Annotated in this window: 20 protein-coding genes; 2 read left to right on the plus strand and 18 right to left on the minus strand. The window is 44.3% G+C overall.

The window, feature by feature from the left end:
* The first annotated feature begins 60 nt into the window (after positions 1-60).
* A complete protein-coding gene (gene purL / locus B8880_RS06485; RefSeq protein WP_084256938.1) occupies positions 61-3,969 on the plus strand; it encodes a phosphoribosylformylglycinamidine synthase in 3,909 nt (1,302 codons plus the stop codon).
* 132 nt (positions 3,970-4,101) lie between these two features.
* Here the strand turns inward: purL and B8880_RS06490 are convergent, their stop codons facing one another.
* The 8 genes from B8880_RS06490 to rffG form a co-directional block, all read right to left on the minus strand.
* Positions 4,102-5,373, minus strand: coding sequence for a sugar transferase (locus B8880_RS06490; protein ID WP_084256808.1), 1,272 nt, complete (start codon positions 5,371-5,373; stop codon positions 4,102-4,104).
* 7 nt (positions 5,374-5,380) lie between these two features.
* Entirely contained in the window at positions 5,381-6,487 is a 1,107-nt protein-coding gene (locus B8880_RS06495) for a glycosyltransferase family 4 protein (RefSeq protein ID WP_084256809.1), read from the minus strand.
* Positions 6,487-7,548, minus strand: coding sequence for a glycosyltransferase (locus B8880_RS06500; RefSeq protein ID WP_208610890.1), 1,062 nt, complete (start codon positions 7,546-7,548; stop codon positions 6,487-6,489). Before B8880_RS06500 ends, B8880_RS06495 begins: the two co-directional genes overlap by 1 nt.
* Before the next feature lie 91 nt (positions 7,549-7,639).
* The gene (locus B8880_RS06505) at positions 7,640-8,551 is read right to left on the minus strand and encodes a glycosyltransferase family 2 protein (RefSeq protein ID WP_159460731.1); all 912 of its coding nucleotides are present in this window, start codon (positions 8,549-8,551) and stop codon (positions 7,640-7,642) included.
* A gap of 26 nt (positions 8,552-8,577) precedes the next feature.
* The gene (locus tag B8880_RS06510; protein ID WP_084256811.1) at positions 8,578-9,792 is read right to left on the minus strand and encodes an oligosaccharide flippase family protein; all 1,215 of its coding nucleotides are present in this window, start codon (positions 9,790-9,792) and stop codon (positions 8,578-8,580) included.
* On the minus strand, positions 9,773-11,095 hold the full coding sequence (locus B8880_RS06515) for a hypothetical protein (RefSeq protein ID WP_208610891.1): 1,323 nt from the start codon (positions 11,093-11,095) through the stop codon (positions 9,773-9,775). The genes B8880_RS06510 and B8880_RS06515 overlap by 20 nt, the downstream gene beginning before the upstream one ends.
* Before the next feature lie 92 nt (positions 11,096-11,187).
* Positions 11,188-12,054 carry a glucose-1-phosphate thymidylyltransferase RfbA gene (rfbA, locus tag B8880_RS06520; RefSeq protein ID WP_084256812.1) on the minus strand — a complete coding sequence of 289 codons (867 nt, stop codon included), beginning with the start codon at positions 12,052-12,054 and terminating at the stop codon, positions 11,188-11,190.
* A gap of 12 nt (positions 12,055-12,066) precedes the next feature.
* Positions 12,067-13,131 (minus strand): dTDP-glucose 4,6-dehydratase, encoded by a 1,065-nt coding sequence (gene rffG / locus B8880_RS06525; RefSeq protein ID WP_084256813.1) that lies wholly within the window; start codon positions 13,129-13,131, stop codon positions 12,067-12,069.
* Between the two features lie 339 nt (positions 13,132-13,470).
* On the opposite strand from rffG, the gene infA reads away from it, so the two are divergent.
* Positions 13,471-13,689, plus strand: a complete 219-nt coding sequence (infA, locus tag B8880_RS06530; protein WP_034612205.1) for a translation initiation factor IF-1 — start codon at positions 13,471-13,473, stop codon at positions 13,687-13,689.
* Between the two features lie 60 nt (positions 13,690-13,749).
* On the opposite strand, the gene lnt is transcribed toward infA, so the two are convergent.
* From lnt to B8880_RS06580, 10 genes are all read right to left on the minus strand, one after another.
* Positions 13,750-15,339 carry an apolipoprotein N-acyltransferase gene (gene lnt, locus B8880_RS06535; RefSeq protein ID WP_084256814.1) on the minus strand — a complete coding sequence of 530 codons (1,590 nt, stop codon included), beginning with the start codon at positions 15,337-15,339 and terminating at the stop codon, positions 13,750-13,752.
* A 6-nt stretch (positions 15,340-15,345) separates the two neighbouring features.
* Complete coding sequence (gene corC / locus B8880_RS06540; protein ID WP_084256815.1) at positions 15,346-16,236, minus strand: CNNM family magnesium/cobalt transport protein CorC; 891 nt, start codon at positions 16,234-16,236, stop codon at positions 15,346-15,348.
* Positions 16,237-16,386: 150 nt separating this feature from the next.
* Positions 16,387-17,817 carry a sucrose-specific PTS transporter subunit IIBC gene (locus tag B8880_RS06545; RefSeq protein ID WP_084256816.1) on the minus strand — a complete coding sequence of 477 codons (1,431 nt, stop codon included), beginning with the start codon at positions 17,815-17,817 and terminating at the stop codon, positions 16,387-16,389.
* Positions 17,818-17,996: 179 nt separating this feature from the next.
* The gene (locus B8880_RS06550) at positions 17,997-18,590 is read right to left on the minus strand and encodes a porin family protein (RefSeq protein ID WP_084256817.1); all 594 of its coding nucleotides are present in this window, start codon (positions 18,588-18,590) and stop codon (positions 17,997-17,999) included.
* A 120-nt stretch (positions 18,591-18,710) separates the two neighbouring features.
* Positions 18,711-19,772: a DNA polymerase III subunit delta gene (holA, locus tag B8880_RS06555; RefSeq protein ID WP_084256818.1), complete on the minus strand. Its 1,062-nt coding sequence runs from the start codon at positions 19,770-19,772 to the stop codon at positions 18,711-18,713.
* An 11-nt stretch (positions 19,773-19,783) separates the two neighbouring features.
* Positions 19,784-20,284: an LPS assembly lipoprotein LptE gene (gene lptE, locus B8880_RS06560; protein ID WP_084256819.1), complete on the minus strand. Its 501-nt coding sequence runs from the start codon at positions 20,282-20,284 to the stop codon at positions 19,784-19,786.
* 66 nt (positions 20,285-20,350) lie between these two features.
* Entirely contained in the window at positions 20,351-22,933 is a 2,583-nt protein-coding gene (gene leuS, locus B8880_RS06565; RefSeq protein WP_084256820.1) for a leucine--tRNA ligase, read from the minus strand.
* Positions 22,934-23,126: 193 nt separating this feature from the next.
* The gene (locus B8880_RS06570) at positions 23,127-23,423 is read right to left on the minus strand and encodes a heavy-metal-associated domain-containing protein (RefSeq protein ID WP_084256821.1); all 297 of its coding nucleotides are present in this window, start codon (positions 23,421-23,423) and stop codon (positions 23,127-23,129) included.
* Positions 23,424-23,440: 17 nt separating this feature from the next.
* Positions 23,441-23,803 (minus strand): hypothetical protein, encoded by a 363-nt coding sequence (locus tag B8880_RS06575; RefSeq protein ID WP_084256822.1) that lies wholly within the window; start codon positions 23,801-23,803, stop codon positions 23,441-23,443.
* Positions 23,778-24,884 (minus strand): transglutaminase-like domain-containing protein, encoded by a 1,107-nt coding sequence (locus B8880_RS06580; protein ID WP_084256823.1) that lies wholly within the window; start codon positions 24,882-24,884, stop codon positions 23,778-23,780. The genes B8880_RS06575 and B8880_RS06580 overlap by 26 nt, the downstream gene beginning before the upstream one ends.
* Between the last annotated feature and the right edge of the window lie 52 nt (positions 24,885-24,936).

The following is a 24,936-nucleotide window of genomic DNA, read 5'->3' on the forward strand; positions in this document are numbered from 1 at the left end:
CTATAATGAAAACGTTTTGACTTCCCAACTACATTTCTTAACAATTTACGGTAAAAGATGATGATGCAAATTTTCCGCGGCTCCCCCGCCCTCTCTGATTTTCGTTTAAACCAATTAATGACTCAATTCCGCCAAGCCGATTTACCGATCAGCGAATGCTATGCCGAATATCTGCACTTTGCCGATTTAACGCAGCCCTTAACGGAAACCGAAAGCGGGCAATTGCAGCAATTGCTGCACTACGGTCCGACCTTGGCGGAGCACGAACCGAGTGGCAGTTGTTTCATTGTAATCCCGCGAATCGGCACCATCTCCTCTTGGTCTTCCAAAGCCAGCGACATTGCGCATAATTCCGGATTAGCGAAAGTCAAACGCATCGAACGCGGTCTCGCTTATTATCTTCAAACCACTTCCCCACTCACCGAACAACAAACCCAAACCCTGACCGCACTTTTACATGACCGTATGCTCGAAACGGTAATCGAAACCCCGCAAGACGCCCAAGCTCTGTTCAGCCACGCCGAGCCGAAACCGTTCACCACCGTCGATATTCTGCAACACGGCAGAACCGCACTTGAGCAAGCCAATCTCAATTTGGGGCTGGCTCTGGCGGAAGACGAAATCGACTATTTATTAACACAGTTTACCCAACTCAAACGCAATCCGGTCGATATCGAACTGTATATGTTTGCCCAAGCGAACTCGGAACATTGCCGGCACAAAATTTTTAATGCTGATTGGGTGATCGACGGTGAAAAGCAGCCAAAATCGCTGTTTAAAATGATCAAAAACACCTTTGAACAAACGCCGGATTTTGTGTTGTCTGCCTATAAAGACAATGCGGCGGTGATGGAAGGCTCGACAGTCGGACGTTTCTTTGCCGATAGCGACGGCAAATATCGTTACCACCAAGAAGACGCGCACATTTTAATGAAAGTGGAAACCCATAACCACCCGACGGCGATTTCCCCGTTCCCGGGTGCGGCGACCGGCTCCGGCGGTGAAATTCGTGACGAAGGCGCAACCGGACGCGGCGCCAAGCCGAAAGCCGGTTTGGTCGGTTTCTCGGTGTCCAACTTGCTCGTACCAAACTTTGAACAACCGTGGGAGAATCCGTTAAGCAAACCGAACCGTATCGCCTCGGCGTTGGATATTATGCTGGAAGCTCCACTCGGCGGCGCGGCGTTTAACAATGAATTCGGTCGTCCTGCGTTGCTGGGCTATTTCCGCACTTACGAAGAAAAAGTGAATAGTTTTAACGGCGTGGAAGTGCGCGGCTATCACAAACCGATTATGCTGGCAGGCGGGATCGGCAATATCCGTGCCGAACATGTACAAAAAGGTGAGATTCTGGTCGGCGCGAAATTAATCGTGCTCGGCGGTCCGGCGATGAATATCGGCTTGGGCGGCGGCGCGGCGTCCTCGATGACCTCCGGCAAATCCAAAGAAGATTTGGATTTCGCTTCGGTGCAACGCGACAACCCTGAAATGGAACGCCGTTGTCAGGAAGTGATCGACCGTTGCTGGCAGTTGGGCGACGACAACCCGATTCTGTTTATCCACGATGTCGGCGCAGGCGGTCTCTCCAATGCGATGCCGGAATTGGTCAATGACGGCGGGCGCGGCGGCAACTTTGAGTTGCGCAAAATCCTGAGCGACGAACCGGGCATGAGTCCGTTGGAAATTTGGTGTAACGAATCGCAAGAACGCTATGTGTTGGCGGTGGCAGCAGATCAACTGCCGTTATTCGAACAACTGTGCCAACGCGAACGCGCACCTTATGCGGTGATCGGCGAAGCGGTGGCTGAACCGCACTTGACCCTGAACGACAGCCATTTCAATAATAAACCGATTGATATGCCGTTAAACGTACTGCTCGGCAAACCACCGAAAATGACTCGTGATGTGCAAAGTGCGGTAGTAAATAATCCGCCGTTAAACACCGAAACAATTGATGTAAAAGAAGCCTTGCACCGCGTGCTACGCCTGCCGGTGGTGGCGGAAAAAACCTTCTTAGTCACCATCGGCGACCGCTCTGTCACCGGTATGGTGGCGCGCGATCAGATGGTCGGACCGTGGCAAATTCCGGTTGCCGACTGTGCCGTCACCACCGCCAGCCTCGACAGTTACTACGGTGAGGCGATGTCCATCGGCGAACGTGCGCCGATCGCGTTATTAGACTTCGCTGCGTCAGCACGCATGGCGGTTGCCGAATCAATTACCAATATCGCCGCCACTCAGATTGGCGATATTAAACGGATTAAACTCTCCGCCAACTGGATGTCTGCCGCCGGACACAGAGGCGAAGACGCCGGTTTATATGCGGCAGTGAAAGCGGTTGGCGAAGAACTTTGTCCGGCATTGGGCTTAACCATTCCGGTCGGCAAAGATTCAATGTCGATGAAAACCACTTGGCAGGAAAACGGCGAAAACAAACAAGTGACTGCACCATTATCCTTGGTGATCAGCGCCTTTGCTCGGGTGGAAGACGTGCGCAAAACCGTCACGCCGCAACTTAAAGTCGATAAGAATAGCACCGACAAAGGCGATAGTCGCCTGTTGCTGATCGACTTGGGCGAAGGCAACAACCGCTTGGGCGCAACCGCACTGGCGCAAGTATATAAACAACTAGGTGACAAGCCGGCAGATGTGGTCGATAGTCAAAAACTGAAAGGCTTTTATGACGCTATCCAACAACTGGTTGCCGATGATAAATTACTAGCTTACCACGACCGTTCCGACGGTGGTTTAATTACCACTCTTGCTGAAATGGCGTTTGCCGGTCATTGCGGGCTTGATGTCAATATCGCCGCCCTCGGCAACGATAACCTAAACGTGCTGTTTAACGAAGAGTTAGGCGCAGTGATTCAAGTTCGCACCGCCGATTTAGACAGCGTAAACCGCACTTTGGCGCAACACGGATTAAGTGCGGTCAGCCATGACCTCGGCACTGTCACTGTCGGTGATAATTTTATTATTCGCCGCGATGCTGACGTCGTACTACAACAATCGCGCAATGAACTGCGTGGTATCTGGGCGGAACTGACCCACCAAATGCAACGCCTGCGTGATAACCCGACTTGCGCCGATCAAGAGTTTGCCACCAAGAAAGATCCGAACAATAAAGGTTTGTCAGCACAATTAAGTTACGACCCAAGTGACGACATCGCCGCACCGTATATCGCCACCGGCGTAAAGCCACGCATTGCGGTGCTGCGTGAACAAGGGGTCAACAGCCATGTTGAAATGGCGGCGGCGTTTGACCGTGCCGGATTTGATGCGATTGACGTACATATGAGCGACTTGATGAACGGGCGTATCAGCCTCGATTCATTCAACGCCTTAGTCGCTTGCGGCGGCTTCTCCTACGGCGACGTGTTAGGCGCCGGCGGCGGTTGGGCAAAATCCATTCTGTTCAACACCGCACTTCGCGATCAATTCGCCGCCTTCTTCCAACGTGAAGATACTTTGAGCTTGGGCGTGTGCAACGGTTGCCAGATGCTCTCCAACCTTGCCGAAATCATTCCCGGCACGGAAGCATGGCCGCGCTTTGTGCGCAACACCTCCGAACGTTTTGAAGCCCGTGCGACGTTGGTGCGTATCAACGACAGTAACTCGTTGTGGTTCAACGGCATGGCAGGCTCACATATGCCAATCGCAGTTTCGCACGGCGAAGGTCGGGTTGAATTCAAAAACGATCAGCAATTGGCACAGTTGCGTGAGCAAAACCTGATTATCGCACAATATATCGACAACAACCTGCAACCGACCGAAACCTACCCAGCCAACCCGAACGGCTCGGTGGACGGCATCACCGCCCTTAGCAACCGCAACGGACGAGTCGCCATCATGATGCCACACCCTGAACGTGTATTCAGAGCGGTGAGTAACTCTTGGTATCCAGAGGATTGGTCTGAAGACGGCGCTTGGATGCGGTTGTTTAGGAATGCGAGGGTTGTGTTGGGGTAGTATTTGACAAAAGGCGAGCAAAGGCTCGTCTTTTGTATCCTTTTGAGTAACAGTCATGACATTCTATCTCTAACATAAGTTACAAACTTACATAATCATAGGAGCTATTTAAAATAGCGCTTTATTTCTTGACTACCGCGCTCCAAACCCTGTCAACATTGTTTTTAATGTTTTGAATACGATTAAAACATCTAACCACAGTGAGAAATGCTTAATATAGTAAAAATCATGTTCAATTTTTACTCTAGTGTCGTCAACATCAGCCGCATAGCCGTGTACCACTTGCGCCCAGCCGGAAATACCTGGCTTGACAATATGGCGGTAGCTATAAAATGGAATCTCTTTTTCAAACTGTTCAACAAAGATTTTCTGTTCAGGCCGCGGACCAATCAGGCTCATATCGCCTTTCAATACATTAAAAAATTGTGGTAATTCATCGATACGGGTTTTACGAATAAATTTACCAACCCGTGTCACTCGCATATCGCCGTCGCAAGCAAATTGTGCACCGTCTTTTTCAGAATCCTTACACATACTTCTAAATTTATAAATACTGAATTCTTTACCGCCTTGCCCTACTCGTTTTTGGATAAACAATGCTCCGCCTTCACTTTCCAGGCGGATGGCAAGTGCGGTAATCAACATAATCGGCAGGGTAATCGGAAATGTAATCAACACCAAAATAATATCAATACAGCGTTTTATTAGCGAATAAACCGGTGAGGGCAGTAATGAACCCAAATCATTCTCGTACATATGCCGGATTTTCACGCGTCCCGTCAACGACTCTTCCAATTGACGGGCGTTATAAACCGGAATACCATGCAAAGTGCAGTCTGCCAGGAACTTTTGCCATTCTGCTGTTAATTCAGTAGAATGAAGATCTACTGCTATTGCATTAAATCGACGCTCTAAATCAGGCTGTTCTAATTTATGCCAATTTACATTATCGATTTGTTCCAATGTCTTTGCCCGCCCAAAAGGAATATAGGCAATTTTGGTCACAATCCAACGTCTTGCTATAAAATAACCTGAAAAACAGAATAATAAAGAAAGTATAAAACTATTTATCAACAGATAAATTGAATATTCCAAGCGAAAAAATAATAAAATAACAATTGCTATTGAATAACAAGAAATGATAGTTGAAAAAATAAAACTACTTGATTTATCTCCGGGGTAACGCATTAAAATACGTAGAAATAGTGCAACCAGAATAAATGCAAAACTTGTCACAACAATGGTATACCTTCGTACTTCAGAGCTCAGCATATCGTTACCCCATAATGCAAAAGCAGGTAAAAACACCGAGAATAAAATCCCTAAAGTAGACTGTACAGTTGTACTAAAAAATAATCGTTCATACCAACGAGAGTGGCGTTTCCTAAATTGTCTATTTTTCATATTGAGCCTAGCCATTTAAATTTATAACGGAGTTATAAATTTCAAGTGTTTTAGTCAGCATTAATTCATAAGTGAAATGTGATTCAAAAATATCTTTACCTGCACATCCCATTTTATCTCTTAACGTTTTATTACCAATAAGTATATTTAATTTATCTACTAAATAATTTATGTCTCCACGAGGGATTAAGTAACCATTTTTCCCATCCCAAACCGCTTCTTTTATACCACCAACATCGGAAGCAATTATCGGTAATCCTTTTGCCATAGCTTCAAGAATAGTAAGCGGCAATCCTTCCCAGTTTGAAATCAATAAAAAAATATCGGCATTTACTAACCGCTTTTCAACATCATGGCATTGACCTGAAAAGATAATTTTATCATCTAAAAAAAGAGACTCCGCTTGTTGTTTAACCATATTTAGTAAAACTCCATCACCAACAAATTCGACTTGCCAGTCTAAATTTTTAACCTTTGCTAATGCAGCGACTAAATCAGTATAATTTTTAGGAATGTCAAAACGTGCAACCATAATGAGCCTAATCACTTTATCATTATGTGGTATTTTTATTATTCGTCGATCGGTTGATATTCCATTATGTATAGTAATTAATTGCTCAGGCTTACCGACACCATACTTCAAAGCTAAGTTTCGGTCATACTCAGATACGGTAATAATCTTTCCACCCAGTTTAGCCATACCTTTTTCAATAAGTCGATAGAACATTGCTGTTCTTTGTGCTACTCCATCAGTAAATGCCCAACCATGCGCGGTAAATATATATGCTAACCCTAATCTCCAAGAGGCAAGCCGCCCTAAAATCCCAGCTTTTGATGAATGTAAATGTACAATATCAGGTCTTAAAATTAATAGTTGCTTTTTGATTTCAAAATAACATTTAAAATCCTTAATAAGATTAATTTCTCTTACTAAATTTTTAATAATAACACACTCTAAATTTCTTTCTTTAGCTTTCTCAATAACAATTCCTGTCCCCCCAATGAGAATCGTAACCTGATGCCCTTTATTCTGCATTCCTTCTGCTAAATCTAATAAGTGAACATTTGCGCCGCCAATCACATCTGAACGAGTTATCACATAGACAATTCTCATTATTTATTACCTTGATATAAATTAATCCATCGTGTGGCTATAACATTTAATGAATAATGCTCTATAATATATTTTCTAGCTTCATTTCCCATGCTATATCTAATATTATCAGATAAATTAATTACTTTGAGCATAGCATTAGTCAGCTCATTAGAGTTTTGCCTAGTAACCAAATACCCATAATTACCCACAACCTCTTTAGTTCCACCGCAATCAGTTGCTACCACGAGCCGCTCACATAGCATAGCTTCTGCTAGTACCAATCCAAATCCTTCATATTTAGAAGACAAAACAAAGCAATCACAAGCGCTCATTAGGGCTGGAATGTCCCTTCTTAACCCCAAGAAATAAACTGAATGGTTGATATTAAAATTTTCTGCTAAAGAGATAAGCTCCTCTTTTTGTTCACCTTGTCCAACAATTGCCAATACGGACTTAGGATTCTTATTTAATACTGATTTGAAAGAGTTTAATAAATTAGGATAATCTTTGGCATCGGTCAGTCTACCTACAGCAAGAAATAAAAAATTATCATCAGTAATATTTAATTCATCCCTTATTAATTCTCGCTGCATCTTATTAAATACAAATTTATCTGGGCTCACACCATTCAACATTGGAATCATTTTATTACTTGAGCTTGCGCCTTTTTGAATAAAACACTCCACCGCCTCTTGACTGACATTAGTGTTTAAGTCTGATAAAAAATCAGTTATTTTATAAGCTAACATTCTTATATACCCTCCTTCATTCGTACTATGGGAAGTACAAATTAGTTTTTTCATAGGGGTAATAATTCTTAGCAATCGAGCAAATAAATTAGCATGAAACATATGACTATGCACTATATCCGGATTGAATTTATTAATAACCTTTTTTGCCTGCACTAAAGAATGAATCAGCCCAAAGATATTTTTCTTCATATTTAATGAATATATTTTTATATCTTTAGACATTGGCAATACTATCTCTTTACCTGTTAAAGAAATAATTGTAACATTATTACCCATTTTATGGAATTCATCCGCAAGATCACAAACTTGACGCTCTGCTCCACCCATGCCAAGACCTGTTATGATTAACAATATTCTCATAGCTCTTTTATCTTCCCTAGACATTCAAAATGAATAACATATATTACGCACCAACATACTAGACATTATAATTACGATAAAACAAGAATAGCTTTTTAATAAAATAATCCGGTAGCCAACTAATAATCCACAATATAACTTTTAATATTTTATTAATCCCAGCTGTTTTAAGAATATGCCTTGCTTTTTTTGATTGTTTATTCAACAAACTATAAGTGATATAGGCTAATTGTATACGACGATATTCATTCGGATAGTCTCTACATAAACGCTCACCAAAATCCTTTAACGCCATTTCAGCTAATTCTTGATGATGAGCAGCATTTTTTATCTGAGAAGAAAAATGTGTTAACCGAAGATGAGCATCCTCTGACACAGAAACTATTTTATGTGCATATGATGGGATTCCATATCTCTCAGCAATTTTCCACCAAAGCAAATGCTCACCACCAGCTCGATTATCTGGGTATTGTAAACCTGTGCTTAAAAACTTCTTACGATTAAATACTGCTGTTAAGTCATCAACAATCACTTTATTCATATAATCATCAAATGTAGCAAGCAAAAAGTTATTTTTAATCTGTTCTACTTGATATACTTTCTTAGTTGAGAATTGATACACCGGATAATCATCTTCTTCTAATTTAGATAATAGATTTGCTAAATATTTTACACTTCCTTTCATTAAAATATCATCATCATCAAGCATAAGCACCCAAGAGCAGGTCGCTAGATTAATTCCCTTCATGCGAGCAGGACCCGGTCCACCATTAACTGGCATTTTGTAAAAAATTAAATCTTGATACACACTTAAGTCCGGTGATTCAATACTTGAGTTATCATCAACAACAATAATCTCAACCTTATTATAAGTATCATCGCGTTCAGCAATTACAGATTCAACTGCACGAATAACTAAATCAGGTCGGTTATAAGTTGGAATAACTACACTAAGAGTAAATTTATTCAAAGCAATATCCTTGATATATTAATAAGCTACCTATAGAATAGAAACAGCAAAATAGAAAACATCACTATTTCTGCGACTAGAAAAGCAATACACATACCCAGAGTGCCCAATATAGGAACTAAAAAACTGGCAAGTAAACAAATAATAACTACATTGAGTATCATAACCTTGCTTGCAACATTTTCCTTGCCAATCACGATAAACCATAGTATCGCTAATGCCATGCTACAAATACGTAGAGGTAAAATCCATATTAGAATTTTTAATAGCTCCGCAGCTTCATGATAACCCTGTCCAAAAACTAAAGCCACTAACCAATCTGCAAGATAAGTCACAGTACCAGAAAAGATAAACGTAAGAATGAAAATTGTAATTACTGTCAGATTAACTATTTTTTTTGCTGATCGAAAAGACTCTAAATGTAATCTAACTAAATATGGGAAAAAAGCATTCAGTAATGGAGCCGATAAGCCACTACTTGCTCTAACCAGCTTCTCTGCCGGGACAAAAGCCCCAACCATACCTGATCCACCAAATACCCCTAGCAATGTAGATGCAATTGATCCCATAATACTCTGAGAACTTTTATAAAGAAACAGTTCCAAACTTTCTCTTAATACTGTTATAGCACCCTTTATATTAATATGCCCACATCCGGTTTTACGTATCATTAATAAGGTTGGCAATATAGTATTTAGCCCACCAACAATGGCTTGGATAACTAATACAAGAAAGGCATCCTCAGGAGAAGATATCATTATAATAATAAAGATTACACCTAGACTACGCAGTGCTAAATCTAACAATGCAGGAATAATTAATTTTTCAATCCCAATGTAATACCATATTGGAGTAAAACCAAATGAAAACATTGATAATAAAATCCAGAAAAACCATTCATTAGGAATTACTGTTTCTCCAATTTTAAAAAGTATCAGGGCAGCAACAATAATTGAAATAAAAATCCCTAATAAAAACTTAGCTAATAAAACATCACTCACTAATTGCGAAAGCTTTTGCGTATTATCTCTATATTTAACCACATTTCTCGCTGCACTAAAATTAAACCCAAACTCTATAAACACCGAAGCAATTAAAGCAATACTTAAAGCATAAAGCACTTGACCATAACTTTGCTGCCCTAGAGCACGTGCTAATATAGGTAATTCTATAAGAGGAATTACCAAACCTCCTATTTGAGCTAACATTAGCCAAAAAGTGTTATTTATGACGCGGGACATAATTAAGTATAATCGATATAGCCACTAGTACAATACCCCATTCAGAAAGCTCATTACTCAATGGATGGAATAATCCCATAAATAAAAATAGAATTAAAACTGAAAGTGGAGTAAGCATTATCTCAAACCTTTCAAGAAACAACGCTTTCTTTTCAGTTACAAATCTTATCCCATGATACAGAGGATATATAAAAAATAATAAATAACCTAAAAGCGAAACAACTCCTTCATCAGCTAAGATTTGCAAATAAGTCATATGAATAACAACCTTTTCACCATATTCATTAGCCTTTGTGCTACCAAAGCCACCGCCAAAGGGAAAATTATCGACTGCTTGCTGCCAACCTATTGATAGCATTTCTAGGCGTGTTGTAGTATCTCCCTGAACTAAGCGAGCCGCTGTTGTATTCTCCGGTGTTGATTTATTATCAATATTATTCATTTTTTCATTTTCAATAGCTAACTTGCTCTGAATATTAGTTGAGGGGGTTACCAGTTGAGTAATAGCATCATCATACTGCCCTCTAACCCAACCTAATAATGTAGGTTGTATAGCAGCAAAAGATATACTGACAACTAACAATAAACAACAATGCACTAATATTTGGTTATTTTTTGTTTTCTGTGTGTTAGTGTAAGTTACAATTATCGATAAAGTTAGCCATACAAGAATCATCCAAACGATTGCTGTACGGCTACCATCTAAGGCAATAATAAGTGCAGAACTAAATACCAACAAAACATTTGAAACTGATACTTTCTGCATATAACGCCAAGCTGCCACAGGCCAGATAAATGCACCAATTTTCCATATAACACCAGGCCAGCTAGCGAGCCACCCCATACGACCATCTCCTAATATAACCATCGCATCTAGATAACGGAATAAAATAAAAGAAATTAAAGGTAACAAAGATAAAAAAAGTGCTATATAAAGTGCTTTATCTAATAAACCCGAAGAGACATAAGGAATTATTAGCAATATCAGAAGTATTGGTATAAAAAAAGAATATTTAATTAAGGCATATGCTCCCTCGCCATCATTTTCAAGCGCAGCAATTGCAATTCCCAACATAAATAACAACCAAAACAAAAATATAAAATAATGGTTAAAAAAACCATACAAACGTTTATAAATTATTTTTAGTTTACCTTTTACGCCATACAGAAAACTAATCAGTGCAATAAACAATAATAAAATTTGAGCAAACCAAACAGCGCCACTCCCTATATAAAGTTTTATAGTACCGAGCATAGAGAGGGTAATAAAAGTAACAATTGAATAAATAGATAAAATGCGCATTCACATACCATAGAAAAAAATTGATTTCATAAATAATTCCTTACCTTTCGGCATGATATAAGTACAACTATATTAACTGACTTCTAATCTTTTTATTCTTTAACCAACCGCAACAAATACTGTCCATATTCATTCTTACTCATCGGTTTGGCAAGTGCGGTTAGCTGTTGATCGGTTAACCAACCTTGTCGCCAGGCAATTTCCTCTAAACAAGCTACCTGCATCCCCTGCACATTTTCAATGGTACGCACAAAAGAAGCCGCTTCGTGCAAACTTTCATGAGTGCCGGTGTCTAACCAGGCAAAACCACGTCCAAGTAGCTGAACATTCAGCGTTCCATCATTGAGGTACATTTCATTCAATGTGGTGATTTCCAGCTCGCCGCGTGCGGACGGTTTGACTTGTTTGGCAAATTCCACCACGCGGTTATCGTAAAAGTACAAGCCTGTTACCGCCCAATCGGATTTCGGTTGGCTTGGTTTTTCCTCGATTGATAAGGCTTTATAGTTGTCGTCAAACTCCACCACGCCGAAACGTTCGGGATCTTTCACTTGATAAGCAAAAACCGTTGCGCCACGCTCTTTTGCTACCGCTCTTTGCAATAACGGGGTGAATGATTGGCCGAAGAAGATATTATCGCCCAAGACTAAACAGCAGCTGTCTTCGCCGATAAACTCTTCACCGATGATAAAGGCTTGCGCCAAGCCGTCGGGACTGGCTTGAATTGCGTAGCTGAGATGGATACCGAAATCGCTGCCGTCGCCCAACAAGCGTTTAAAGCTGTCGTTATCTTCCGGCGTGGTAATAATCAAAATATCGCGAATTCCGGCTAACATTAAGACCGAAAGCGGATAATAGATCATCGGTTTGTCGTAAACCGGCAGCAGTTGTTTGGACACGCCGCGCGTGATCGGATATAGACGAGTGCCGGAACCGCCGGCAAGAATAATCCCTTTCATGATATGTCCTTACTATTTTTTGCTACCCAAACGTTCCAGACTGTAAGAACCGTCCAACACTCGGCTCCACCATTGCTTATTATTCAAATACCACTCTACGGTTTTGCGAATACCGGATTCAAAGGTTTCTTGCGGCTTCCAGCCCAGCTCCCGACCAATTTTAGCGGCGTCAATGGCATAACGCACATCATGCCCCGGACGGTCAGTCACATAAGTGATTAAATCTTGATAATGCGCCACGCCTTGCGGTTTATGCGGTACCAACTCTTCCAATAACGCGCAGATAGTTTTTACTACGTCAATATTGGCTTTTTCATTATGTCCGCCGATATTATAGGTTTCGCCGATTTCGCCTTCGGTAACCACTTTATATAACGCCCGCGCATGATCTTCCACAAATAACCAATCGCGAATTTGCATACCGTCGCCGTAAACCGGCAGCGGCTTGCCGTCCAGCGCATTTAAAATCATGAGCGGAATTAATTTTTCCGGAAAATGGAACGGACCGTAATTATTGGAGCAATTCGTCACAATCGTCGGCAAACCATAGGTGCGCAACCAAGCTCTGACCAGATGATCGCTTGATGCTTTTGAAGCGGAATAAGGGCTACTAGGCGCATAAGAGGTGGTTTCGGTAAACAGATCGTCCGTACCTTCCAGATCGCCGTACACTTCGTCGGTTGAGATATGGTGGAAACGGAACGCCTGTTTTTTGTCGCCGCTCAAGCCGTTCCAATAGGCTCTTGCCGCTTCCAGCAGGGTGTAAGTGCCGACAATATTGGTTTCGATAAACGCTGCCGGACCGTCGATTGAGCGGTCAACGTGACTTTCAGCCGCCAAGTGCATGACTGCGTCCGGTTGATGTTGCTGAAAAATACGTTCAAGTGCGGTTTTATCGCAAATATCCACCTGTTCAAAGGTGTAACGCGGGCTATCGGCAATGGCGGTCAAAGACTCCAAATTTCCGGCGTACGTCAGCTTGTCTAAATTAACGACGCTATCCGGAGTGTCATTGATGATATGGCGTACCACAGCCGAACCGATAAAACCGGCGCCGCCGGTGACTAAAATTCTCATAAAATACCCCGAACATGAAACATAAATAAATATGTAGGATCCTTTGATACTACATTATTCACAAATATATTCGAATCATTCTAGAAGAATTTTAAAATAATCACAATTTCTTTATAGTTATAGTATTAATTCAATATATTAAATAATAATAACTCTCATTTCATTCCTATTTAAAACATAACGCCGCGCAAATAAAAAACTTTCCGAATGCCGTGGATACAGGTATAATCTGCGCTTTGTAATCGAAATGGATTTGCCGTCGGCACTAAGTAGTGCGGTAGTGCGGTTCACATTTCTGCAAACCAAATCTAGTTAAAATTAAATATTTCAGAGGAATGAATGGCTAAAGAAGATAGCATTGAAATGCAAGGGACAATTTTGGAAACCTTGCCAAATACCATGTTTCGGGTTGAATTGGAAAATGGTCATGTAGTAACGGCTCACATTTCAGGCAAAATGCGTAAAAACTATATCCGTATCTTGACCGGCGATAAAGTAACGGTTGAACTGACACCTTACGATTTAAGCAAAGGGCGCATTATCTTCCGCAGTCGTTAATGACTTCTTTATAAAAAAGCGCTGCTCTATCAGCCAGCGCCTTTCTTTTCCAGATAACGCTTACTCCTTTTTGACCGTAGCCAATTGATGTAGCTTGCGGCGGAAAAGTGCGGTCAGTGCATGCAATGCCAATAGCAGTACCGACAAGATATACAGCGGTTTATCACCGAAAACGGTATAAGGTGTCATGCTGTTTTCAACCGTTAAAGTTGTTGTCAAGGTCGTGGCTTCAAATTGCGGCGCTTGCCGCAACACTTGCCCTTTACTGCCGATAAAGGCAGTAATACCGGTATTGGTGGCACGGATCACTGCTTTGCCGTTTTCCAACGCGCGCATTCTCGCCATTTGGAAATGCTGCCAAGGGCCTATCGAATCGCCAAACCAAGCATCGTTTGAAATCGTCAGGATGAAATCATTCTCGCTGGCGGCAATATTGTGCTGCAACTGGGCGCCTAAAATAATTTCATAACAAATCGCCGTTGCCATGCTCACGCCTTTTGCCTTAAGCGGCGTTTGGCGGTAATCGCCCTGTTTAAAATTCGACATCGGCAAATCAAACATCGCACCGAGCGGCCGCAACAGACTTTCCAGCGGCACATATTCACCGAACGGGACTAAATGGTGTTTGTTGTAACGGTTAGCCGTTGCTAACTGGTAAGGATTTTGCGGATCACCCAGCACAATTGCAGAATTATAAAAACGATCCTGCTGCTCATCATGATAGACCGTGCCGACGATGATTTCGCTACCGCTCTTTTCTGCGGCGATCTGCCAACTGTGCAGCAGCGGCTGCACTTGATTTTCCAGTGTCGGGATTGCCGCTTCCGGTAAAATAATCAAATCGCTTTTGCCCAAATGCGGTGCAATCAGATTTTGGTAAATAGCAATTGTATTGCTGAAATACTGCGGATCCCATTTCAGGTTTTGCTCAATATTGCCCTGCACCAGCGTTACCGTCAATTTCCTGTCCGGATTGCTCTGGCTGGCTGCGGTGCGGTAATTGATCTTGTCTGCGCTCAGATAAAAAGCTGCGCCGCTCAAAAACAGGAGCGTCAACACCGAACCGCTCATCACCAATAACGCCCGCTCATCACGCTGAAGCCATACTTTGCCAATATTGATCAGCAAGCCGCTGATCCAAACCACGAAAAACGTCAGCCCCTGCACGCCCAAGATCGGCGCGATCCCGAAAAACGGGCTGTCGATTTGCGAATAACCGAATTGCAACCACGGAAAGCCGGTCATCACCCAGCCGCGTAAAAATTCGGTAAACGTCCACACAATCGCCAATACTACCGCACTTTTAATCTGAAAACGTTGAATCAGGTAAGCAAATAATAGAGGATAGAGCGACAGATAAGCCGCCAGCAGCAATACGGCTATGTAGCTCAACAGCAACGGCACGCCGCCGAAAAGATGGATACTGACATGAATCCAGTTAATCCCGAACGTAAAAAAGCCGAGCGCCCAAAAGTAGCTGGTATAAAGTGCGGTTTTGTGCGAACGTTGCGTCGCAAGAACAATCAGTCCGCCAACGCTGACATAGGCCAGCGGCCAAATATCGAAGGGAGAAAAGGCGCACACACCGCTTGCCCCCAAAATTATGCTGACTAATATTTTAATAATGGGATAAGAATAAAATGTCTGCATAACAACCTAGCTATTTTCAGTAAGCGGTGATTCGCTTTCATCTTGATCAGGCACCCGCACCCGCAATTGAATAATTTTGCGCCCGTCCGCCGATACCACTTTAAACTGCAACCCTTCCAGTGCGATCTCCTCATCTCGGTTCGGTAAATAACCGAACGCTTGCATAATCACGCCGCCAATCGTATCCACTTCTTCAGAATCAAAATGGGTGCCGAATTTTTCATTAAAATCTTCAATATCCGTCAATGCCGACACCGAATAGGTATGACGCGAAAGCTGGCGGATATCTGCCGCCTCTTCTTCGTCAAACTCATCTTCAATATCGCCGACGATCTGCTCAAGAATATCTTCAATCGTCACCAAGCCGGAAATCGCACCGAATTCATCGACCACAATCGCCATGTGAAACCGTTCGGAACGGAACTCTTTCAACATGCGATCAACACGCTTGCTTTCCGGCACAATCACCGCCGGACGCAGGATCGACGACATATCGAATTCTTCGGCGTTACTGCGTGAAAACGGCAATAAATCTTTTGCCAGGAGCAGCCCTTCGACATTATCCCGTTCATCACTGACCACCGGAAAACGTGAGTGCGCCGATTCGATAATCACATCAAGGCAGGAATCCAATGATTGTTCTTTATTGATAAATACGATTTGCGCCCGCGGGATCATAATATCACGCACCCGCAGTTCGGAAATTTCCATCACGCCTTCGATCATCTCGCGCGTGTCTTGATCAATCAGATCGTTCTGTTCCGAATCGCGAATGACTTCGACCAGTTCTTCACGGTTTTTTAATTCCCCTTGAAACAAACCGCTGAATAAGGATTGGAAAAACCCTTTTTTCGAGCCTTGCTCTTGATTATCGTTCGTTATCTGTTCGTCACTCATAATTTATGTGTTATCACGTTGGTTTATCAAAATAAGCGTTCTCAAACTAGCATATTTTCACCCGCTCCGCCAGCCGTTTGCCGCGCAGTAAACAAAAAACCAACCGCACTTTCATTTGGTTGGTTTTCGCTTCGGCAAGATTACCGCAACTTAATTTGCTTGCTGTTTCTTTTGCGCTCTTTTACCCAAAATCACTGTTACGGAGAAAGCCACCACAAAAGAGATTAACATACCAATCACATACATGCTGATGTCATTCGGTTTAATCGAGATAATGCCCGGTAAACCTGCCGCGCCGAGCGCTTGGGCTTTAACATTGAATAAGGCGACGAATGCACTGGCGCAACCGGCACCGGCCATCGCACCGATAAACGGGTAACGATAGCGCAAATTCACCCCGAACATCGCCGGCTCGGTGATCCCCAACAACGCACTGATACCAGACGGCAATGCAATCCCGCGGGTTTTTACATCTTTCATAATCACAAACACCGCCAAACACGCCGCACCTTGTGCGATATTCGACATTGCTGCGATTGGGAAAATGAAAGTGCCGCCGGTCGTGGCAAAATCTGCCAACAGTTGCGTTTCAATCGCAATAAAGGTCTGGTGCATACCGGTGATGACAATCGGTGCATACAAAGCGCCAAACAATGCCCCGCCGACAAATCCGGCGGTATCATACAACCAAGTTAAACCGGCGCCCAGCAAGAAACCTGCTTCACGCGTAATCGGCCCAACGAAGCTGAAAGTCAACAAACCGGCGATAAACAGCGCCAACAACGGTGTCAATAGGTTATCCAGCACCGACGGCACTACTTTACGCAGTGCTTTTTCCAAGGTTGCCAGAATCCAAGAGGCAACCAATACCGGCAACACCGAACCTTGATAGCCGACGCGTTCAATATCAAAACCAAAAATATTCCAATAAGCCAGCTTGCCTTCCGCCACGACGCTGGTATAGTTCCAGCCGTTAACCAAATCGGGGTGAACCAACAACATTCCCAATGCCGCCCCCAAAAACGGATTGCCGCCGAATTTACGCGTTGCCGAAAAGGCAATCAGAATCGGCAAGAACACAAACGGCGCATTGGCAAAGGTGTTGATCATCGCTGCCAAATCAGCCAGTTCGGGGTGGGTGTCAATTAACGACATGCCGTCGACAAACAGGTCTTTCGCCATAAATACATTGGCAAGCCCCATCAACAAACCGCCGGCAACGATAGCCGGAATGATCGGCACGAAAATATCCGCTAAGCCTTTTACCAAACGCTGCAACAAATTTTGGTTTTGCGCTCCGGCTGCCGCAACGTCACTTTTGGTCATATCGCCCATGCCTAACAAACCGCTCATTTCCGCATGCACTTTGTTTACCGTACCCGAACCGAAGATAATCTGGTATTGTCCGGCAACGGAAAATTGCCCTTTCACGCCGTCGATATTTTCAATCGCTTCTTTATCGACCGCACTTTCGTCTTTTAACACGATCCGTAAGCGCGTCGCGCAATGCGCCAACGCACTGATGTTGTCTTTGCCGCCCAGTTTTTCAATAACCTGTCGGGCAATCTTTGGAAAATCCATAATTTTCTCCTATTTTGGAAATACTGATTACAATGTGTGCAATTTTAACTAAAACGATTTAGTTGCGCTATCCTTTTAACTAAAACGTTTTAGTTAGATCGTATTTTTGTGATCCAGTTAACAAAAAACCCCGTATAAACGGGGTTGCTGTATTATCTTAAGTGTCGACGCCTAATTGATTAAAAACGGTAAGAAGCGGAGAAATCAAAAGTATTCAGCTTCAATTTATCATCGCCGTGCTTCAGGTTGGAACGGATATATTCCACGCCTAATTCAATATCGGAATCCAAGGCATAACGTACACCTGCACCGTAACCAAAGCCTTTGAAATTGCGCTTATCATTATTCAAATTCTCAAATTTGATCTCGGAATAGTTATAGTTCACTTTGCCGAATCCCAGTAAATTCGGTGTGATACGATAGCCTTGCGCATAGCCTAAGGCGTAGTGATCACGCTGCTTGATCTTGGAACGGGAAGAGTTGCTGAGATTCAAGGTGTCCGACTCACCCAATTTATCGCCGAACAATTTGATTGAAGCATAAGGCAGACCGACAAAATCGTGCCCGTAATCAAAACCGTAATCGCCGATTAAATTCAATGAAGTGAAACGTTTGAAAGAAACCTCCGTGCCGCCGCTGGATGTGCCTTTATTGGTCGCCAGATTTAGCCCGACAGAAGGGCCGACAAAGGTTTGTCCGGCAGGCGCCGCTTGTGCCGTGGCCGCCGTTGCCAAAGCCGTACCCAGCAATGCCGGAAGTAAATATTTTTTCATGTTGTTCTCCTGTCTTTTCTCTATTTTAGGGCTAGTATTTTAGGGCTAGTGCCTGTCGAAATGGAATCACATTCAAATTGAGTGTATTTTAATCAATTTGACTCGATATGACTACTTTTTTTAATGTTTACAGAATATTAAGCTGAAACCTTCGAACATCGGCCACACATCGGCATCAAAATCTCGCTTAAGCAAGCGTTCAATCTCCGCTAATTTTTGCAGCAGGCGGTACAAATCCGCATAACTCATGCGCTGTATCGCATGGGTAAACAGCATACGGCGGTTTTGCCATATCCGCAAACGATCAAATTGTTGGCGCAGCTGTTGAGTGGGCAGCGGTTGGTGACTATTATTAAAAGTGCGGTTGCCGCTGACCGCACTTTCATTGCCGCACAATTGTAAAATCGTCATCAGCTCTTTTTGTGCGCTACGCAACAGAATCAAGGGTTGAACCTCTTCATTTTGCAAGGCGGATAAAATCCGTACCGCTCTTTTGGTCTTGCCCTCCAGCAGCGCATCGAGCCATTGATAAGGCGTAAAAAGCGACGACTGTTCCACGCAGGACTTCACCCGTAGATAGGTTAATTTACCGTCGGGATAAAGCAGTTTTAACAAATTCAAAATCTGTTTCAGCGCCAATAAATTGCTTTCATAACTGTAACAAAGCAGCTGTGCCGCTTCCTGATCGAGAGTTAAACCGTCCGCTTTTGCCCGTTGTTGCAGCCACTGCGGCAGCTGTTCAAGCGTCGGCGTCTGGCAATTGACCGCCACCACATTTTCCGCCGCATAGTGCTTTAATGCCACAAACCAGTCTTGCTTTTCATGTTGCGGTGTGAAACGGGAAAATTGCAGAACCAATAGCATATCATGGTGTAACAAGCGGACTAATTGCAACAATTTCTTTTGAATCGTCTGGGTCACATTGTCAGGCAAGATCAACATCAGCAGCAATTTTTCAGAAAACAAGCCTCTGGATTGTGTTGCCTGATAAATCTCGTCCCAATCGGTATTGGCGGCCACCAAGCACTGCAAACTGTCATCAAATTGCGCGGCTTTGGCGTGCTGTTTTAACGCTTGCCGCGATTCGTCCAGCAACAGCGGATCTTGCCCCTGTAAAATATAACAGGCGGCAAGTTGTTGTTTAAGTGCGGTTTGCAATTGTGCCGCAGGGATTCTTTTCACGGCGTATCGGCTTATTTGGCAGCCAGTTGGTTTTGCAGACTGATGATTTTAATCATTAGCTGACGCGCCGCTTGGGTACGCATATCATTATAAATCACGTCCTGCTCCGCCGATTTCGCCAATGCGGCACGCGAATCGTCAAAGAAAGTGCGGGTATTTCTGACACTGAGCGGAAATTCGCCGCGCCCCGGAACGTACATTGCCGCGGTTAGGTTCAAGGTCAGCAGTTTTTCGGCTTCCCGTCCCTGCTTGAACACCGAGACCACGCTGGATCCGATAGTGCTGTTTTTAATCCGCAGTTCCGGTACATCGCCCTGTTCCACAATCGTCACCTGATGGGCACGCAACTGATCGCGCACTTCGCGACTTAAATAGTCATAAGGATTGGTACTTTGCAGTTTCATGGTTTGAAACGCCGGATCAATTCCGCCCTGATTGGCAAAATGGAAACCGCAACCGCTCAACAGTAGCGCGGTTACACACAATAACAGGGTATAGGCTTTTTTCAACATCGTTCGAATTCCTTATCCTCAATGAAAACCGCACTTCGTCTGCAAAAGTGCGGTCGGAATAACCGGTTATTTCGCCACAAAGCTCAATAGTTTGCCCGGCACATAAATCACTTTGACGATATTCAAACCGTCCAAGTGGCGTGCAACATTATCATCGGCAAGTGCGGTCTGCTTAATCGCCTCTTCCGCCGCATCGGCAGCGACGGTGAGTTTACCGCGTACTTTACCGTTGACTTGCACCACGATCAGTTTTTCATCGTCGATCATCGCCTCTTTATCGGCTTGCACCCACGGTGCGAAATCAATGGTATCGCTGTTGCCCAACGCTTGCCACAAAGTAAAGCAGATATGCGGCGTGATCGGATACAGCATTCTCACCACCGCACTTAACGCTTCCGCCATCACTGCACGATCTTGTTCGCTGGCTAACGGCGCACGGGTTAGTTTGTTCATCAACTCCATAATCGCCGCAATCGCGGTGTTAAAGGTTTGGCGGCGACCGATATCATCGCTCACTTTGGCGATGGTTTTATGCAAATCGCGACGCAGCGATTTTTGCTCCGCACTTAACGCCGACAGATACAACGCTGCCGTTGCCGGATTTTTCTGGTATTCAAACACCAAGTTCCACAAGCGGCGCAAGAAACGGTTTGCCCCTTCCACACTCGCCTCTTGCCATTCTAAGGTCATTTCCGCCGGCGAGGCAAACATCATAAACAGGCGCACGGTGTCCGCCCCGTATTTTTCCACCATTTCTTGCGGATCGATACCGTTGTTTTTCGATTTCGACATTTTGGTCATACCGGCATGCACCAGCTCATGCCCGTCTTTATCCATCGCTTTGGTAATGCGGCCTTTGTCATCACGCTCCACGCTGACTTCGGTCGGTGATACCCAAATACGTTCGTTGCTGTCGGAAATATAATAATACGCGTCCGCCAACACCATGCCCTGACACAACAATTTCTCCACCGGCTCGTCCGCTTGCAGTAAACCGGCGTCACGCAACAATTTATGGTAAAAACGGAAATACAACAAGTGCATAGTGGCGTGTTCGATCCCGCCGATATATTGATCGACCGGCAGCCAATAGTTCGCCTCTGCGCTGTCTAACATGCCGCCTTGATATTGCGGACAAGTGTAACGTGCATAGTACCACGACGATTCCATAAAGGTGTCGAACGTATCGGTTTCACGCAACGCCGGTTGTCCGTTAAAAGTGGTTTTCGCCCAATTCGGATCGGCTTTAATCGGACTTTGCACACCGTCCATCACCACATCCTCCGGCAGAATCACCGGTAAATCTTGCATTGGCACAGGCACAACGTCGCCGTTTTCTAATGTCAGCATTGGAATCGGTGCGCCCCAGTAACGCTGACGGGAAACGCCCCAATCGCGCAAGCGGTAATTCACTTGGCGTTTGCCCACGTTCAAACTTTCCAGTTCATCGGCAATCGCATTAAATGCCTGCTCAAAATCCAAGCCGTCAAATTTGCCGGAATTGATCAACACGCCGTAGTCTGTGTACGCTGCTTGGCTGATATCTGGTTGTTCGGTATCGCTCGGACGAATCACGGCATTAATCGCTAAACCGTATTTTTTTGCAAATTCATAATCGCGCTGATCGTGCGCGGGCACCGCCATCACTGCGCCTGTGCCGTAGTGCATTAACACGAAATTCGCCACCCACACCGGCACTTTTTTACCGGTTAGCGGGTGAATCACTTCCAAGCCGGTCGCCATCCCTTTCTTTTCCATCGTGGCAAGATCGGCTTCGGCAACTTTGGCATTTTTGCTCTCAGTGATAAACTGCGCCAATTCAGGATTGTTCAACGCCGCTTTTTCCGCCAACGGGTGCGCTGCCGCCACCGCCAAATAGGACACACCGAACAAGGTATCAGGGCGCGTGGTGTAAACCGCCACGCTGTCATCGCTGTCGGCAACTTGGAAGGTGATTTCCACGCCCTCGGAACGCCCAATCCAGTTGCGCTGCATGCTTTTCACTTGATCCGGCCATTGCGGCAAACCGTCTAAGCCTTGCAATAATTGTTCGGCATAGTCGGTGATTTTCACAAACCACTGCGGAATCTCTTTTTGCACCACAGGGGTGTCGCAACGCCAGCAGCGCCCTTCATCAACCTGTTCGTTCGCCAACACGGTTTCATCGTTCGGACACCAGTTCACCACCGAGGTTTTCTTATACACCAAGCCTTTTTTATATAATTCGGTGAAGAACCACTGTTCCCATTTGTAGTATTCCGGTTTACAGGTTGTCAGCTCGCGATCCCAGTCATAACCGAAGCCCAGCATTTTCAGTTGCTGTTTCATGTAAGCAATATTTTCATAGGTCCACGGCGCAGGTGCGGTTTTGTTTTTAATCGCGGCATTTTCCGCCGGCATACCGAATGCGTCCCAACCTATCGGCTGCAACACATTTTTGCCGTTCATACGCTGATAACGCGCCACCACATCACCAATAGTATAGTTGCGCACATGCCCCATGTGCAGACGGCCGGACGGGTACGGGAACATCGAAAGGCAGTAGTATTTTTGTTTGCTTAAATCAATTTTGGCGGCGAACACTTTGTTATCCAACCAATAATTCTGCACTTTCGGTTCAATCTGATCCGGACGATATTGCTCTTGCATAGCGAAATTACCTTTTATCAACACAAAAAACCGCACTTTTGCGGTTAAATAGAAAATGGGATATAGGATAGCCTAGAATGGCGCAGAATAACAGAATTTATTACGTCGGAACAGTACGAAAAAAGCCCAAAACCAACGGTAAGTCACCGGCTGTCTCGGGCTCGATTTTTGACTAAATTGCGGTGTTTAAGATTTACTCGGACACCACCGCAGCAGTATAGTGCAAACCGTCTATGGCTTGGATTAAACGCTGGTTTTCCAGCTCTTTTTTGGCAACCACCTTAACTTGCTGAGTTTTAATATTGGCTTTGGTCGACACCACGCCGTCCAGATTGCGCAGCTCTTTATTGACTAAATAGGCGCACAACTGGCAGTTCATCTCATTCACCTGCAAGGTGAGCTGTTTTTCGTCCGCACCCAACTCCGCCGCCAGCGCAACGCTGCTGAATAAGCCGGATAAAACAAGTGATAGCGCTATTTTGTTTAACATAAAAAATCTCGTGGTAGTTAGAAAACATATTCTAAAAAATAAGGTAACAGAATCGGATATGACAGAAAAAAGAGAATCAGCAGCGACACCACGCCATACAGCACAAGCAAGCTGCGGCGCGAGAGATATTTGGTGCAAATCACTCTTTTTGAAAACACCAATAACCAAAACCCGTAGCCGAACAACGCCAACGACACAATCAGCATTGGAATCTGTAAAAATGCCAACTGATTCAGCTCGATTAAAAACGGCGATGAGATACCAAACAGCAGATAAACCAGCGGCGCAATACAACACAAGGTTGAGGTAACCGCCGTGGTTAATGCCGCCAACGCGGCGGCAAAAAATCGCTGATTATAATTTTTTGGCGATAAATTCATATTTAAACTCTTTCGGATCAAAGAAGTTTAACGGATCACCGCCAATTTCAGCATACGGATAACCGAAGTTATTCAACGGAGTCAATTCCGGCACCGGATACAGATCAAAATCGCGAGCGTGATTATAACCGACCCAGTTCATCTCCCAATTGCCGAACAGGTAATCGGCTACTGCTTGCGTATCGGCATCATCAACCGCTTTTTTCTCGGCTAAACGCATTTTCGCCACATCGGCAGAATCGACCGGTACCCAGCCGAAACCGGCGAGATAAAATTCGGCACGGCAATGTTGTCCGCCGCTGACATTCGCCACCCCGTGCTCATCTGCGCTGCCAAAGGCGGTTTTGGAATATTTTTCCAATTTCGGCGCCGCACCCAAACGCACCCCGAACACTTCCCGTGCGGGAAGATCCGCCGCGCGTGCCAATGCGACAAACACCGAATTAATGTCGGTACATTTCCCGCTTAACACGCCGGTGGTCAAAATTTTCTCCACATCACCTTCGCCGCAGCCTAATACCGAGTTATCACGCTCCATATTGGCGACAACCCAGTTATGGATCAATTCGGCTTTTTTCAGCGGATTGGTTTCTGTGCCGACAATTTTATCGGCGTATTCTTTAACAATACCATCGGTTTTGATGTGTCGGCTCGGTTTCAAATATTCCAACACATCAACCGAATAATGGATTTTTTCCGGCGCTTGATAATCGGCTAACGCCCCGCTTTTCTTCTGCTCACGATCTTTGGTTTCAATCACCATCGTGACTTTCAAATCGCGTTTTTCGCTATCGTCCGCCCAAGTCGCATATAAGGTTTTTGCGCCGTAGCTGTTATTTTCGGTAATGTAGGCTTGTTGGTAATTGCCGTCGTATTGGATTGATTTCACGTTTTGGTAATCATTGCTGAACGGCAGCGGAATCCACAGTCGGGTCTCGCCGCTTGAGCCCTTCGGCACATCAATATCAAAGGTTTTGGTCAGTTCAAAAAGGTGGGTGTCAGTATTGACGCTGTTTTGCTGAACGGCATTCGCTGTGCCGAAAGCACACGCCAGTGCCGTGGCGATCATTAATTTTTTCATTGGAGGAATCCTGTATTGATATAAACAAAACTTGTTATATAACCTGTGCTTC

It is taken from the genome of Pasteurella testudinis DSM 23072, assembly GCF_900176075.1.
GTDB lineage: Bacteria > Pseudomonadota > Gammaproteobacteria > Enterobacterales > Pasteurellaceae > Chelonobacter > Chelonobacter testudinis.